General features: G+C 64.0%; 11 protein-coding genes. 5 read left to right on the forward strand and 6 right to left on the reverse strand.

All coding sequences use genetic code 11. From position 1 onward, the window contains the following. Nucleotides 1-2: 2 nt before the first annotated feature. The 3 genes from C8N35_RS03805 to C8N35_RS03815 all read left to right on the forward strand — a co-directional run bounded on the left by C8N35_RS03805 (nt 3) and on the right by C8N35_RS03815 (nt 4432). Entirely contained in the window at nt 3-911 is a 909-nt protein-coding gene (locus C8N35_RS03805) for an amino acid--[acyl-carrier-protein] ligase (protein ID WP_107988254.1), read from the forward strand. Nucleotides 912-913: 2 nt separating this feature from the next. After that, a complete protein-coding gene (locus tag C8N35_RS03810) occupies nt 914-1927 on the forward strand; it encodes a DUF1839 family protein (RefSeq protein ID WP_107988255.1) in 1014 nt (337 codons plus the stop codon). A 63-nt stretch (nt 1928-1990) separates the two neighbouring features. After that, entirely contained in the window at nt 1991-4432 is a 2442-nt protein-coding gene (locus C8N35_RS03815) for a glycosyl hydrolase 2 galactose-binding domain-containing protein (protein WP_107989064.1), read from the forward strand. Between the two features lie 49 nt (nt 4433-4481). On the opposite strand, the gene C8N35_RS03820 is transcribed toward C8N35_RS03815, so the two are convergent. Beyond that, nucleotides 4482-5777 carry a lipopolysaccharide biosynthesis protein gene (locus tag C8N35_RS03820; RefSeq protein ID WP_107988256.1) on the reverse strand — a complete coding sequence of 432 codons (1296 nt, stop codon included), beginning with the start codon at nt 5775-5777 and terminating at the stop codon, nt 4482-4484. Nucleotides 5778-5982: 205 nt separating this feature from the next. Here C8N35_RS03820 and C8N35_RS03825 point away from each other — a divergent pair, with 205 nt between their 5' ends. After that, nucleotides 5983-6663: a polysaccharide deacetylase family protein gene (locus C8N35_RS03825; protein WP_107988257.1), complete on the forward strand. Its 681-nt coding sequence runs from the start codon at nt 5983-5985 to the stop codon at nt 6661-6663. Here the strand turns inward: C8N35_RS03825 and C8N35_RS03830 are convergent. Beyond that, entirely contained in the window at nt 6660-7568 is a 909-nt protein-coding gene (locus C8N35_RS03830; RefSeq protein WP_107988258.1) for a glycosyltransferase family 2 protein, read from the reverse strand. The two genes, C8N35_RS03825 and C8N35_RS03830, sit on opposite strands and share 4 nt — an antisense overlap. Nucleotides 7569-7807: 239 nt before the next feature. Between C8N35_RS03830 and C8N35_RS03835 the strand changes: the two genes are divergently transcribed. After that, entirely contained in the window at nt 7808-9562 is a 1755-nt protein-coding gene (locus C8N35_RS03835; RefSeq protein ID WP_170122014.1) for an alpha/beta hydrolase family protein, read from the forward strand. A 9-nt stretch (nt 9563-9571) separates the two neighbouring features. On the opposite strand, the gene C8N35_RS03840 is transcribed toward C8N35_RS03835, so the two are convergent. The 4 genes from C8N35_RS03840 to C8N35_RS03855 all read right to left on the reverse strand — a co-directional run bounded on the left by C8N35_RS03840 (nt 9572) and on the right by C8N35_RS03855 (nt 15370). Beyond that, nucleotides 9572-11170, reverse strand: a complete 1599-nt coding sequence (locus tag C8N35_RS03840; protein ID WP_170122015.1) for a GumC family protein — start codon at nt 11168-11170, stop codon at nt 9572-9574. 151 nt (nt 11171-11321) lie between these two features. Then, nucleotides 11322-12623 carry an O-antigen ligase family protein gene (locus tag C8N35_RS03845; RefSeq protein WP_107988261.1) on the reverse strand — a complete coding sequence of 434 codons (1302 nt, stop codon included), beginning with the start codon at nt 12621-12623 and terminating at the stop codon, nt 11322-11324. Nucleotides 12624-12737: 114 nt separating this feature from the next. Beyond that, nucleotides 12738-14144 carry a glycoside hydrolase family 5 protein gene (locus C8N35_RS03850; protein WP_107988262.1) on the reverse strand — a complete coding sequence of 469 codons (1407 nt, stop codon included), beginning with the start codon at nt 14142-14144 and terminating at the stop codon, nt 12738-12740. Next, the gene (locus C8N35_RS03855; protein ID WP_107988263.1) at nt 14141-15370 is read right to left on the reverse strand and encodes a glycosyltransferase; all 1230 of its coding nucleotides are present in this window, start codon (nt 15368-15370) and stop codon (nt 14141-14143) included. Before C8N35_RS03855 ends, C8N35_RS03850 begins: the two co-directional genes overlap by 4 nt. Nucleotides 15371-15377 lie beyond the last annotated feature (7 nt).

Raw genomic sequence — 15377 nt, forward strand, 5'->3', positions numbered from 1 at the left:
CGATGGATATCCAGACCCCTCTCCTCAACCGGCTCTTCGACGCCGGTCTTCTGATCGACACCGGCGTTGACGGCCTCTACGGCCGCTCTGGCGCTTTCGAGGACGTCATCGCCCGGTTCGAAACCTTGATCGAGACGTTCGGCGGCGCGGACAACGCGGAAGCCATCCGTTTTCCGCCGGGCATGAACCGCACCCACTTCGAGGGTTCGGGCTACATGAAGAGCTTTCCGCAACTCGCCGGCACGGTGCACAGTTTCTGCGGCTGCGACCGCGATCACATGAACCTGCTGAAGTGCATGGCCGAGGGCGAGGACTGGACCAAGGATCAGGAAGCCACCGACATCGTGCTGACGCCGGCGGCCTGCTATCCGCTCTATCCGACCATCGCCAAGCGCGGGGCCCTGCCCGAAGGCGGCGGCCTGTTCGACCTGCAGTCCTACTGCTTCCGCCACGAGCCGTCGAAGGACCCGGCGCGCATGCAGATGTTCCGGATGCGCGAATATGTGCGCATGGGAACGCCTGCGGAAGTTCGTGCCTTTCGCCAGCAGTGGATGGAACGAGGCAAACAGCTGATCGAGACCGTTCAGCTTCCCGTCGAGATCGACATCGCCAACGATCCGTTCTTCGGACGGGCCGGCAAGATGCTGGCGAACAACCAGCGCGACCAGAACCTGAAGTTCGAGTTGCTGATCCCGGTCACGTCGACGGCCAAGCCGACGGCCTGCCTGTCGTTCAACTACCACCAGGACCATTTCGGCGCGACCTGGGGCCTGAAGACGACCGACGGCGAGGTCGCGCACACAGCCTGTGTCGGGTTCGGGCTGGAACGCATTGCGCTGGCGCTGTTCGCCCATCACGGACTTGATACGGCCGACTGGCCGGAACCGGTGCGCAAGGCGCTGTGGGGGTGAGCATGACGACGAACACCGAACGGGAGGCGGTGTTTCCCGCATTGGATCCGGCCGCCTACCCGCGCCATGCCCTCCATTCGATGGAGCGCGACTGGCCAGAAACCAATTGCTATCTCGATATCTGGATCGAGGTGCTGGCGACACTCGGCCTGCCGCCGCAGGCATGCCTCGGATTCGCCGTGACGCAGGATTTCGAAGGCGACCAGTTCACCTTCTTCAAGACGCCGTTGGAGGATCTGGAAAGCCTGTTCGGCATCCGGGTCACCGAACTTGCGATCTACGACCTCGTTGAGCGGCACGTCACCGAGCAGATCGCGCGCGGACGGCTGACACTCGTCGAAATGGACAGCTACTACCTGCCCGACACCCAGGGCACGGCCTACCACAAGGAACATGGCAAGACGACCGTCGCCATCAACCGGCTCGATATCGGGAACCGGACGATGGACTATTTCCACAATCTCGGCCTGCACCGGCTGGAGGGCGAGGATTTCGACGGGATCTTCCAGCGGAAGGCCGAGCCGGATGCGGCGCCTTTCCTGCCCTACACCGAATTCGTCAAGTTTCCGGCCGAATTCCCGGATCAACGCCAGGTCGTTTCCGGTGCGCGGGAGCTTCTGCGGCGCCATCTCGAGCGGCGCCCCCAGGCCAATCCCATCGCCGCCTTCGGGGAGGTTTTCGCCGGGCAGGTGGCGTCCGTCAGCGCGCGACCATTCGGCTTCTTCCATCTCTACGCCTTCAACACACTGCGCCAGCTTGGCGCAAATTTCGAACTCTTCTCCAGCCATCTGGAATGGCTTGCCGGCAACGCTCACGAGGGTCTCGACGCAGCGATCGAGGATGCCCGCCAGATCTCGGCGACTGCCAAGATCGTCCAGTTCCAGCTTGCCCGCTCGGTGATGCGCAAGAAATTCGACAAGCTCGCACCGGCGCTGCAGCCGGCGGCGGAGGCGTGGGACAGGCTGATTGAACGGCTGGAAAGGGCTTCCCGCCAGACGAAAATCCGGGCCGCCTGAGGGCCTTCACAATCGAACGGAACGGATATGGCGCGCCGGGCATTCGCATCCGATGATCAGCCCATGCGGCTTGACGAGGGCTGGCAACTGACGCTGAGCGCACCGGACGCGGCCGCCGGCCCGGCCGATCTCGCGACGTTTTCCGACAGGATCGCGGCCCGCGTGCCGGGCACGGTCGCCGGCGCGCTTGCCGCAGCCGGGCATTATCGGGCCGAAGATCCCCTCCCCCTGCACGACAAGGACGCCTGGTTCGTTTGCCAGGTTGATGTGGCCAATCCCGGTGCGCGTGCCCTTCGTCTGGACGGCCTTGCGACGATCGCGGAAGTCTACTGGAACGGCGAGCAGGTGCTTTCCAGCGACAGCATGTTCCTCGCGCACGAGGTCTGCGTCGAGGCGCGGGCTTCCAACGAACTGGCGATCTGCTTTCGCGCGCTTGGCCCCCATCTCTACAAAAAGGGTCCGCGTGCGCGCTGGCGGCCGCAACTCGCCGTCTCGCAAGGCTTGCGGCTGATCCGCACGACATTGCTTGGCCACATGCCCGGCTGGTGCCCCGACGTTCACGCGGTCGGGCCGTGGCGACCGATCTCGCTGATGAAACCGGATGGCGCGCTGGTCACCGTCAAGCGCCTTGATGCACGGCTTGGCGCGGATGGAGCGGGGCTCCTGTCTCTCGTCTTCTCCATGGACGGTTCACAAGATACCGCGTTCCTCCATTGTGCCGGAGCGACGGCAACGGCCACCCTTGCCGATGACGGCGACTGGCGGGCGGAGCTTCGCATCCCCGAAGTCGCGCCCTGGTGGCCGCATACCCACGGCGATCCTGTCCTGCACGACATCGAGATCGAGGCCGGCGGCTTGCGCTTTGATCTCGGCCGCACCGGCTTCCGCCGCATCGAGGTGGACAAGGGAGGCGATGGCAAGGGCTTCGCGCTGAAGATCAACGGCGTCGATGTCTTCTGCCGTGGCGCGGTCTGGACGACGCCCGACATCGTCAATCTGCCGTGCGATCGCGAGAGCTATCGCCACCTTCTCGATCTTGCCCGTAAGGCCGGCATGAACATGCTGCGCATCGGCGGCACGATGACTTACGAGGGGCCGGAGTTCTTTGCTCTGTGCGACGAGCTCGGGTTGATGGTCTGGCAGGATTTCCAGTTCGCCAATTATGACTATCCGGTCAAGGACGAGGCCTTCGTGGCCTTGGTCGAAGCCGAGGCGCGCCAGTTTCTGGAAGCGACACAGGCGTGTCCCTCGCTTGCCGTTATCTGCGGCGGCAGCGAGATCTACCAGCAGGGCGCCATGCTCGGTCTGCCGGAGGAACGCTGGAAGGGGCCGCTGAGCGAAACCCTGCTCGCCGGGATCGCGAAAAACTTGCGCCCGGATGTTCCCTATGTGGCGAACTCGCCGTGTGGCGGGGCCCAGCCGTTTTCACCCAATGAAGGCATCGCCCATTATTACGGCGTCGGCGCCTATTTGCGCCCGCTCGAGGACGCGCGGCGCGCCAACGTGCGCTTTGCCGCCGAATGTCTTGCCTTTTCCAATGTCCCGCAGCAGCGAACGCTCGATGCGCACTTGTCCGTCAGGCCGGGGCATGATCCACGCTGGAAGGCCCGGGTGCCGCGCGATCGCGGGGCCGGTTGGGATTTCGAGGATGTGCGCGACCACTATCTCACGCGGCTTTACGGCGAGGATCCGGCGGCGCTGCGCTATGGCGATCCGGGCCGCTATCTCGATCTCTCCCGGGCCGTGACGGGCGAGGTGATGGAGGCGACATTCGCCGAATGGCGCCGCGCGGCCTCCTCGTGTGGTGGCGCTCTGGTGTGGACGTTTCAGGACCTTCTGCCGGGCGCCGGCTGGGGTGTCGTCGATGCAACCGGCGAACCGAAGCCCGCCTGGTATGCGCTGAAGCGCGCCTTCCGCCCCGTCCAGATCGCGCTCACCGACGAGGGCACCAACGGGCTCGCCATCCACACGATCAACGAAACGGCGGACGAGCGGAACCTGATCCTATCCATCGCCTGCCTGCGCGAGGGCAGGACGCCGGTCGTTTCCGGACGCAGGGAGCTTGCCCTTGCGCCGCGCCAGTCCATGGAAATCGCCGCGACCGATCTCTTCGGCGCCTTTTTCGACACGACCTACGCCTATCGCTTCGGTCCGCCCTCGCATGACGTGACGGTGGCGCGCCTGAGCGATCCCGCCACGGGGGAGAGCGTGGCCGAGGCCTTCCATTTCCCACTGGGTTTTCCGCATGCGCAAACGGCTCTGGAGCTTGGCGTCGGCGTGGAAGGAAACGAGCGGGACGGCTGGCGCATGCGCCTCACGGCGGATCGATTCGCGCAATCGGTACATGTCGCGGACGAGAATTTCCGGCCCGATGACGACTGGTTCCATCTGGCACCGGGAACGGAAAAGGTCATCTTGCTGACACCGCGCGACGACACTGTGAGCGGGGCCACACCACAGGGGCTCGTCGCCGCACTCAACGGCAGTGGAACTCAGTTCTACTGAGATACGGGCCTACTGAGATGTGCAGATTGCGTCTTCTCGCAAGTCCGCCTCAGGCCTTTTGGTTCTTCTGCCTGAGAACGATCGCCCACGTCACGATGATCAGCACGACCTGGAGCGCGAAGCGCATCAGGGCCGCGCCAACGAGGCCGCCCGTCGTCGCGCCGAACCAGACGACAGGGATCAGCGCCAGGCTGGTGACGATCAGCAGCGACATGCGGATGGTCTGAAGGCCGACCGCCCGCAAGATATCGGCACCGACGCCCGAAAGCCCCATCAACAGCGGATAGAGGGCCAGCGTTCTCACCACACCGGGCGTGTCGGCGAAATCCGCGCCAAGGATCAGCGGAATGTAATCAGCCCCCACGAACAACACGATGGCGACGGGGATGGCGAGCCCCGTGGCGATCGGCAACAGCTTGAGCCCGAAGGCAATGGAGCTGCCGCGCCCGGCCTCGGCGTAACGGAAGTGACGCGTGTAGGTGGCGTAGAGAAACGCCCTGACCGGCGCCGAAGCCGCATCGATGATCCGGAACCCGGCCGCGTACTGGCCGCCGGCGGCAGCCCCCAGCGCATGCACGACGACGGGCTTGTCGAGATCCTTCATGCTACCGATGGACAGGAATTCCAGACAATAGAGACCGCTCAGCTTCAGGTCTTCGCGCACGATCGTGAGCACCGGGCGTCCGAGGTCGCGGATCACGAAGAAGATCGCGACAGAGGCGGAAACGGCACCGGAGGCGAAGAACCACCAGGCCCAGACCTCCACGGTCAGGCCGGTAACGAGAAGCGAGGCGGCGAGCAGGAAGACAAGTTTCGACGCGGCCGCGAAAACGTTGATGAACAACTGCCGGTGCGCCTTGTCGAAGGCCATGTAGGCATTGGCGGACAGGACGACGAGGCGGGTGAACAGGAGATCGGACAAGGAGATGATGCACAGCGGCAGCAGGGCGATCGCATCGCCGAGGAGGTAGTGCAGGAAGAAGAGCGTCGGCAGACCGACGAGCGGAAAGGTCAGCGCCATCATCACCAGCGAATGGCCGAAATAGACGGGAAACGATTTCGGATCCACGGCGACACGCTGAACCAGCAGGTATTCGCTGCCAAGGCCGATGACCAGCGCGGCGATGATCGAAACGCTGGTGATGCTCACGAACACGCCGTAGCCATGCGCGCCGAGCGTGCGCGAGATCAGCATGAAGAAGCCGAGCTGGATCACCAGCTGCAGGCCGAAATTGATCGTGTAGGAGATCGTGTTCGCCACCAGCGGCGAGCGCCGGATGCGCCGAAAGAGGGCGACGGCTCGGGTTTGCAGCTTCTCCCCGGTACTGGATGGTTCTGTCGGCATTTTCGTTCCGAAAGGGGATGCGATCGCGGTGCGCGGGCGGTCCTGGGGAGAACACGAGTGAGCCTGAGCGGCATCGATAGCATGCCGATCTTCCGACCGGGTTAACACATAGGCGCATCGTGCAGTGGAAGAAGGCTCACGAGCTGTTGACCATTGCGTGCCATGATCGGCCCGGAACACTTTGCGAAATGGACGAAAGCGACAGATGCTGGCCAGAACCCTCGTTCTCACCTTCCACGGGCTCGGCGAGCCGATCGTCCCCCCGTCTCCCGGTGAAGGCCGGTATTTCGTTGCCTGCGACACCTATCGGCGCACCATTCATGCCCTTTGCGAACTCGAGGACAAGAACGGCATCCGCGCCCGCGTCACCTTCGATGACGGAAATCTCTCCGACTACACGCAAGGAATGCCGGCGCTGATCGAGGCGAAACGATCCGCGACGTTCTTCGTTCTGGCGGGCCGCATCGACCAGACCGGCTATCTGAGCGGCGCGCAGCTTCGCGAGATGGTCGCGGCCGGCATGACAATCGGTACACATGGCTGGGATCATGTCGACTGGTGCGGGCTCGACGCGGCGGGCCGCACGCGGGAAATGGTCGACGCGCGCCGCAAGATCGAGGACGCGGCGGAGTGCGCGGTGAATGAGGCCGCCATTCCGTTCGGGCGCTTCGACAAGGCCGTGCTGGCGCAGCTCAAGCGGCTCGACTATGCCCGCATCTACACCTCGACCGGCGGGCTATCGCGCGACACCGCCTGGTTCTGCCCGCGCTGGTCGGCCACCGACACGTTCGACCCGCAGCGAGACCTGCCTGCACGCGTCGGCCCCGGCCAGGTGCTGCGAGGCACGCTCTATGCCCCGCTGCGACGTCTGCGCTATCGCATCTAGTCGGGCTGCTTGTAGAGCTGGGCAAGCGGCAGGCCCAGAACCGAGCGTATTTTCCCCAGATTGAGCGCCGTCTTCTGGCGCATGCGGAAGGATGCCGCGCGGTCGAGCGGACGCAACAGCAGTGCCAGGGCGGACGCGACACCGACCTTTACCATCGCATCGAGCGCGAACAGCAATTGTCGGAGGAGACCGGAATGCTCCGCCCTGCGGGCATTGGCGTAAGACTGGCCGGAGCGAACGGCACGGCGCAGGACATAGGATGGCGCAAGCCGTTCCGGCGGCACGTGCTCGTGAGCGCGCGCATCGTCGGTGGCGACAATGACGGCGCCATGGGCGGCGGCGGCGGCGAAGAAGGCCGTATCCTCACCGCCGCTCACGCCGAGGGTGGGATCGAAACGCAGCGCGAGACGGCGAGCGAGACCCGTCTTCATCAAGGTATTGCCGCCGCGACCGGTGATGAGCCTTTTGCCCCGATGGCCCCAATCGTTGTAAAGCGGATTGGCACGGACGAACCAGTCTGGCGTGTCGGCGGGATAATCCGGATAGACCGGACCCACCACCACGTCGGCATCGAAGTCGCGGGCGGCGGCCATCAATCGCGACAGCCAGTCGGGCTCGACCCACTCGTCGTCATCGACGAGTGCGATCCAGTCGCCGGTGGCCGCATCGAGCAAGGCGTTTCGCGCGACGGAGATGTTGCCCGCGGCGACGGGCAGGCAGGTCACCGCGAGATTGCCGAGATCCAGACCTTCCACCACACGCGTTGCGGCCCCATCTCTGGAATCGTCGGCCACCAGAACGGAAACGGCGACGTCTGGCTCAAGCGAGAGACCGGCAAGCGAGCGTACCGTGTCGGCAAGCGACGGGCGGCCGATACTGGCGATGGCGATCGAGACGGCTTCCATCGGGGCGCGGGGCTCCTCGGTCGGTTGGCCGGAAATGGCGGGAGAAAATGTCAGGCACGTTACCCTCGGTATCTTTGACGTACCATTAAAGGAAGGCTAGGGGTTTTGCCGTCTAGTGGAGCCGCGAGCGCCCGTCGGGTCCACCTCCGCCAGGCCACTCGCCGACCTCGCCGTTTTCAGGGATCGCGGACCAGGCAATGAATGTTCTTCATCACGAGTTTTCCGAAACGAGCGGCAAAATGGAGACAATGACAGTGGCACCCGCCGAGCCGGTCGTTTTCGACGGCCTCGCCGGGTCCTTTCACGCGGCGCGCGGCGATACCGCCATCTTGCTGCTCAGCCCGTGGGGCTATGAGGAACTCTGTTCGCGCAAGAGCTATCGCATCCTTGGCGAAACCCTGGCGGCGCGCGGCTATCCCACCCTGCGCTTCGATTATCCCGGAACGGGAAATTCCGCCGGTGAGAGCGCCGGCATCGAGGACGAACGGAGCTGGCGCGACGCCGTTCGCCGTGCCTTCGACGAAGTCGGCAAACTGTGCACACCGAGCCGTGTGATCGTCATCGGTCAGGGGGTCGGCGGCGCGCTTGCGGCCGATCTTGCGAGCGAAACAGATGTTGCCGGTCTCGTTCTGCTGGCGCCGGTCGCTCAGGGACGCGGCTACCTGCGCGAACTGACCGCCTGGACCGCCATGACGAAACCGACGTTTCTCGTCGATGCGTCCGACGGACCACAAGGCGGGCTGATGGCGGGCGGATCCGTGCTTTCGGCGGCGACCGCGAGCGAGATTCGATCGCTCAATATTCTGAAGGCGCCCGCACCGCGCGTCTCGAAGGTCCTGCTGGTCGAACGCGACCACCATCCCGGAGACGCGAAACTCGCCGCCAATCTTCTGGAAAAGAGCGTCGCCGTCGACCGTCTGCCCTTCGAGGGGTATGTCGACTACGTCTCCAACCCGACGCTCTCCATCGTTCCGGTCACGACGATAGAGGCGGTCACGTCGTGGATAGCGACCCAGTTCCCTGCATCCGCGACGGCCAGTGCTCCGACCCAGGGAGCCTTGCCGTCAACGCTGCAGGAAGCGGACTACGAACAGACCCTCGTGCGGTTCGGAGCGAACGGGATGTTCTTTGGCGTTTTCACGCGTGCCCTCGCCCGACCGAACGAAACGGCTTTCCTGTTCCTCAATTCAGGCTATGACCATTCGGTCGGCTGGGGCCGTTCGACCGTTGATTTCGCGCGCGCACTCGCATCCTCGGGTGTGACCTCGCTGCGAATGGATGCGGCCGGGATCGGCGAAAGCCGGCTGTGGCCGGGACAAGCACCACAGGTGCTTTATGGCGACCGGCAACTCGATGACGTGAAGACCGCACTTGACTGGTTGACCGGCACGGCAGGGGTGGAAAAGGTCGTGCTGGTGGGCCGCTGCAGCGGCGCCTATCTCGCGCTCATCGCGGCCGAAGCGGATCCGCGGGTCACCGGTCTCGTCGCCATCAACGTACGCCGGCTGGTCTGGGACCCGGACGAGGACGTCGAGACGACCTTGCGCGAACCGATCCAGACGCTCGACACATACCGGCGCAAGATGGTCGACAAACGGATGCTGAAGCGCCTCCTGACAGGAGACCTGCCGCTATCGCGGGTGGTGACGCGGCTCGCCAGCGCCGTTTCACGCGTGCTCGACAGAAAACTGGCGCCGGTGCTTCGCGGCGCCTCACGTCATTACCGGCTCAACCGGATCGTCCAGTCCAGGTTCAAGGCGCTGCGGGAACGCGGCGTTCCTGTCAGCCTGATATTCTGCGAAGGCGATCGCGGGGTGCAGGATGTCCAGGCGTGGTTCAAAGAGGACTTCTCGGGCCTTGCGCCTTACGAGAATGTCGAACTGTCGATGATCGCCAACGCGGACCACAATCTGACGCCGCTCGCCTCGCGCGCCGAGGTGCTGGAGCTGTTGCGCGGCTTTGCTTCGTCACAGAGATTGCGTGCGAGGAAATGACCCGTTGAGTCAATGATGCGGGTCGGGCTCGGCGTAATACTCGTCCAGAGCGTCCAGAATCGCGGCAACAGCCTTGCGGTCGGCCTCGGGAAGATGTCTGAGCCGCGGAATGCTGTTCAAGACCGCGAGCATTTCGCCGTTCTCGGCCACGTCCTTATCCGGCACCAGATCGCGCGGAAGGAGGCCTTCCTTCGTTGCTGCATAGGTCGCGGGCGCCGGTTCACGCCGCAGGCTTGCCGAAACCTGTCGGATCACCTCGCCCCCCACCGCCAGAGCGGTACCCAGTAGCAGACCAAAAGCCGCGGCAAGAGCAACCAGCAGCTTCTTCTTCGGCCAGACCGGGTATTCCGGCGGCTGTGCGGGAGCGATCACACGCGCGCTGGGAGCAATCACCTGGTCGAGTTCGGCGATCTCCTTCGCCCGGCCCAGAATATTCTGGTAGAGGGAGCGCGTCGTCTCTGCTTCGGTTTCCAACGCCCGCAGCCGGATCGAGGCCGCATCGCTGACGTTTGATTTCGAGACGGAGGAATTGACCTCGCTTTCGAGATTGGCCACGCGCTCACGCGCCACGTCATATTCGATCCTGGCGGTATCGGCGATACGCTTCGTCTCCGCGCGAAGCAAACCCTCGATCCGCTTGACCTGCGCCTTGGCACGGATCAGGTCGGGATGGGAAGGCAACAGCTGCGCCTCCAGATTGGCTTCCTGGCGCACGGCGGCGGTATACTGGTCACGCAGACGCGAGACAGTTTGCGAGGAATTCTGTGAAGTGGAGAGGCCGTTGATCGCTTCCGGGCTGATGCCCTTTTTCATGACGGCGGAGATTTCGTTGTAGCGGGCTTTCTTCTCCGCCACCTCCGCGCGTGCTTCGGTAAGCTGCGAGTTGAGATCACCCAGTTCCTGATTGACGAGAAGCCCCTTGTCGCCGGTGCTCTGCAGGCCGTTCTCCTGCTTGAATTGCTGGACTGCAAGCTCGGCCTTGTGCAACCGTTCACGCAAGCCGATCAGACGCTTGTCGATCTGCTCCGTCACCTCGATCGAGGACGTCTCCTTCTGCCGCCTCTGGTCGGAGAGAAAGCTGTCCGCGATCGCCTGGGAAAGCTGGGCGGCCTTTTGCGGGTTCTTCGATTCCACCGAAATCGAGACGACGAAGGTCAGCCCTTCGCGCTTCACGCTGAGCGCCTTGCCGAGGAGCATGACCGACTTGTTCTCGCGCTGCGTCTCGCTCGCAGCCTTGTCGGCCGGTTCGATGTGAACCAGCGCACGCACGAGAGCGGTCAGCAGGTTTGGCTTTCCCTCCGCGCCGAATTCCTCATCCTCGACAAGGTTGAACCGGCGCACAACGGGCCGCAATACCGTGTCGGAGGAGATCAGCGCCACCTGGCTGTCGATAACGCCGCTTTCGTTCCCCGATCGTGAGGCGATATTGGGGTTTTCGAAGGGCTGGCGGACCGAGGGATCGATCATCACAAGCGTGGCGGCACGATAGACCGGCGAGACAAGCAGAGTAAAACCGGCCGTCAGCCCCGCAAGCAGAAAGGCCGTCGCCAATACCAGCCACATGCGTCGACGCAGGATCGTTGCGATCGCATGGATGTCGATCGGCATCTGGCTCGGGGGCATGTCGGGATGAACTTGCACGGTCGCGGGCCTGGGAACTAGAAAACAGTCTTAACCGTTGGTAACGCGCTTTGGTTAGGACTTCGCTAACATCGCGGCGTTGGGGCTGGAAGAAACCGGCTGGATCCGGGCACGCGCGTCAACGCACGCGGCGCTTGCCCGATGCCTGTGGCAGAAGCGCGGCCAGGACAAAGAGCATCCAGGTCAGCGAATACCCGCGAAACCAGCTGCTCTCCAGCATGTTGTGACACACCACGGTGACGACCAGCGTCATCGACAGCCAGCAAAGAGCAGGCCGCAGCGCGATCGCACGGGCGGCGGAGAAGAGAGCGGCGAGAATCAGCGCGATGAGGATCGACAGGCCGATCAGGCCGGTTTCCACGAGAACGTCGAGATAGCCGTTGTGCGACTGAAGCAGCCCGACGACAAAACCCGGCGCTTCACGCTCCACGATCGACCCGGCGCCAATCCCCCAGAAAGAGGAATATCCCTGTCCGAATAACGGATTGCGGGAAATGACGTCGACAACGAAGCTCCAGATAACGGTACGGCCGGTGAAGGTTTCGTCACCGAAGAGCAGCATGGAAAGCTCCTCGAAGCCGAAACGCGTCATGGCTGAGACATAAAACCAGCCAGCAAGGCCGAGCGCGAGGCAGAACAGCAGGAACAGGGCGACGTTCATCCGGAACGGACGGGTGATCAGAATGGCCACATAGATCAATATCGGCAGCAGGACCGCGAGGCCGAGCGACGTCTTGGATTTGCTCTCCACCAGCGCATAGAACGCAGCGACGGTCAGCCCGAGAAAGACAACCCTCAGCCGACCGCGCTTCGCCGCCGCACCGTAAATGCAGAAGAGCACAGAGAACGCCATGGCGGCGCCCAGGCCATTCTTCTGCGAATAGATGCCTTCATGACCGATCGGGCCCGGGGGCGTCAGCAGCACATCGGCGAAATTCACAAGCACCGTCACGGCGATCACGAAGAGGATGCGATCGAGCGTTTCGTCGCGATCGTCCGCCAGCACCGTGGAGATGCCCAGCGCCAGCACGACGATCGCCTGCAGGACGAGACGCCGGAACGCGATCCCCGGCACCGGCGACCAGAACACGGAAAGCGCGGCGAAAGCCAGATACAGCAACAGCAGCAATGTCACCGGATTGGTGAGCAACCGGCCGATATCCTTGAGATTGTGCCACGCGGAGCCGATGGCGGCGCCGAACACGCCGATCCAGAAAAGCTGGTTGAGGACGTTTGATTGGGACGCGGCAACGTTGATATCCACATCGCCGCCGGAATTGCCCCATTGCATGAGAAACGGAGAGATGAGGAACGCGTAGGCCATGATGATCGCTGGAATCCAGCGCAGCACGAAGCGGGCGGAGGCGCTCGCCTCCCGCTCGTGCGTCAGGATGGGTCCGCTGTAGCGATCGTCTGTCACGGGGCTTCGTCGAATTCCGCCTGCTGCTGCCGGTGTCGGCGTTTGCGCAAAGACAATAGCATTCCCCGCGATTCGGCACAGCGCGGGTTCATGATGTCTGTGAGAGCCGGGCGACTAGCGGCCAAGCGCCGAGATATCGAGGCCAAGGGCTTTCGCCGTTGCGATGTCAACAACACGGCCCGCATTGTCGGCAAGCAGGCCGAAGCCTCTCGTATAGTCCCACAATGCCCAGCCGAAGCCATGACGCTCGGCCGCCGCGCGCACGTCCGTGAGCCAACGCAGCCGGCTGCCGTCATCGACAACGTCGTCCGGCCAGCGGATCGCGCTGAACTCGCCGACGACGATCCGCTCCGGCGCGATACCGTGCTCCTTCGCCCAGGCGGTGACCATGTCGAACCGTTTGCCGATCGTTGCGGGCCCCGGGTTCTTGGTCGCGTAATAGTTGTTGATTTCCCGCCGGGCCGCATCAAGGGCGTCTGCCGGCTGAGGCTTTCCCTCCTTCGCCAACCGCGCGAGATGTTCCCTGGTCTGGCTCAGCGTCCGCTCGATCGTGCCGTTTGCGCCGGGGTAGCTGACGCCGGCGAGATAACGAGCTGGCGGCGAGGCCCACGGCAACGACTGGTGGGTGAAGAAATAGGGCTCGTAGAAATGGAAATCAAAGAACGTCGCGTCGTCGTAGGCGGCGGGATCGAGACGGACGAGGCCGTCCACCGATGACCAGCACCCACCTGTCAGGACCACCGGCATGTCGGACGCGACGGCGCGCACCGCCTCGAAGAGGCGCCTTTGCGAAACGGTCCAGTCTTCGCCATCGCCACGCACGCAGTCCGGTTGCGGCTCGTTCATCAGTTCAAGGGCGAAACCCTCAGCCGGCTGGTCGGACAGGAGGCGGGCGACGGTTTGAAGGAACGTCCGGTAGCGCGCGAATTTCACCCCGCGCGGATCCGCTAGGATGTCCCTGGGCCGCCAGGTGGAGGAATAGGTGGCGGGATGGATGTCGAGCAGCACGGACAGTCCATGGCCGCGCAGCCGCACGACCCACTGCCGCAGATCATCCAGCAACAGACGCCGATCGCTCTCGCCTGCTGCCAGAAATGGCCCGACATCGACGGGAAGGCGGACGAAGTCGAAGCCGAGACTGACGAGACGGTCGAGTTCGTGATCCGAAATTTCGGCCAGATCGCCTGCAAATGGTGGCCAGAGATAGTGGCCGGGCCGGGCCGGATCGGAGCGGGAAAAGCTCTGCTGCCGGGAGAGATTGACACCACGGCGAAAGAGGGGAAGTGCCGGCACCGTGGCGGCCTTGGCTGGTGCATGCGCCTTCCCGGCGACCGCCACCGGTCCCGGCGTCGTTTCCGCGGCTGCGACCTGGGCAGGCGACGACACCTCTTGCGGTGAGCGCCAGTTCTGCGGCGCGGGCGTCGGCATGGTGAACGCCAAGGCAATGACGCCCAGCGACAGAATGCCTGTGAGAGAGACGAAAAGCGTCCGCCAATATCCGCGACCGGATCCCGCGCTCATGTCGCCCCCCCGGCGAAAGTCAACAGATCGTGGTGGTAGCGCTCCAACACGGCATCGGGATCGAACCGCGCCAGCAGCTCTTCCCCGCTCTTGCCGATGGTCGCGCGATAGATGTCGTTGCGGGCCAGCAGCAGATCGAGCCCGGCCGCGATTTCGGAGACGTTTCCGGGGGGGACGGCAACGCCGACGTCCAGGCCGTCGAGATAGCCGTCTATGCCCGTCCCACGCCCGTAAAGGATGGGAATACCGGCGAACAGCGCCTCCAGATAGACCATCCCGAAAGTCTCGTTGAAGCTCGGCAGGACGAGGCCGAGATAATGCGGCAGGACCGATGTCAGCGCGTCGTTGTCCATGCGGCCGAGCAGGCGCACGCAACCGTCGAGGCCCGCCTTGTCGATCTGCGCCTTGACGGCGGCGATACTCTTTTCGCTGCCGTCGCCGATCAGGTCGAGGCCGACTTCCGGGTGCGCGGCATGATGCATCCGGAAGGCTTCGAGCAGGCTGCGAAAGCCCTTGCGCGCGCGGATATCCAGATTGAACACGCTGACGAAGCGCGGCTGTGGCTCGCAAGCAGGGATCAGGGCCCCGGTGTTGCCCACGATATTGGGCAGAAGCGCCTGCTTTTCCGCATCGATGTTCAGGCGCGCTTCAAGGATCGGCCGGAACCAGGCGGAGACGTAATAGATCCGTCGCGCACGATCTACGATCTTTTGAAGAAGCGACCGGTAGGCAGGCTTGAAGCGCAGAACCTTGCTCTCCGCCTCCCCGCGCACGGAAACGAGGAGGGTCACGTCGCTGCCAAGATGCTCGGCGAGCCACAATCCCGCTATTCCCTCGAAGGCGAACTTGTGGGCGTGGATCACAGCCGGACGCAGGCCTTCGCGCTCCAGCATGCCGGCAATCCGCCGCCCGACCGTCCTCATGGCCCGCGCGAGACCTATCCCGAGGGGCGGCGCGAAGTAGCGCAACGCGAACAGGCGCACGCCATCCACCATGCCGCAATCGCGAAGATAGGTCTTGTCGGGGCGGCTTGTACGGGTCGTGGAAACGACGATGTGCTGTACGTCGGGAGTGCCTGTGACAAGCCGCTTGATCGCGGTGGTCGTCGGACCGCGATAAGGATCGGGGTAGTCCGCACTGATATGCAGGACCAACGGCCTGTCCGCCGGGACGGTCTGTTGCGCGCGTTCGTTACAGGCAGCCGTCGCGCCCTGCACGGTTGTCATTGAAGGG

The organism is Breoghania corrubedonensis (assembly GCF_003053845.1).
In the GTDB taxonomy this organism is placed as follows: Bacteria; Pseudomonadota; Alphaproteobacteria; order Rhizobiales; family Stappiaceae; genus Breoghania; species Breoghania corrubedonensis.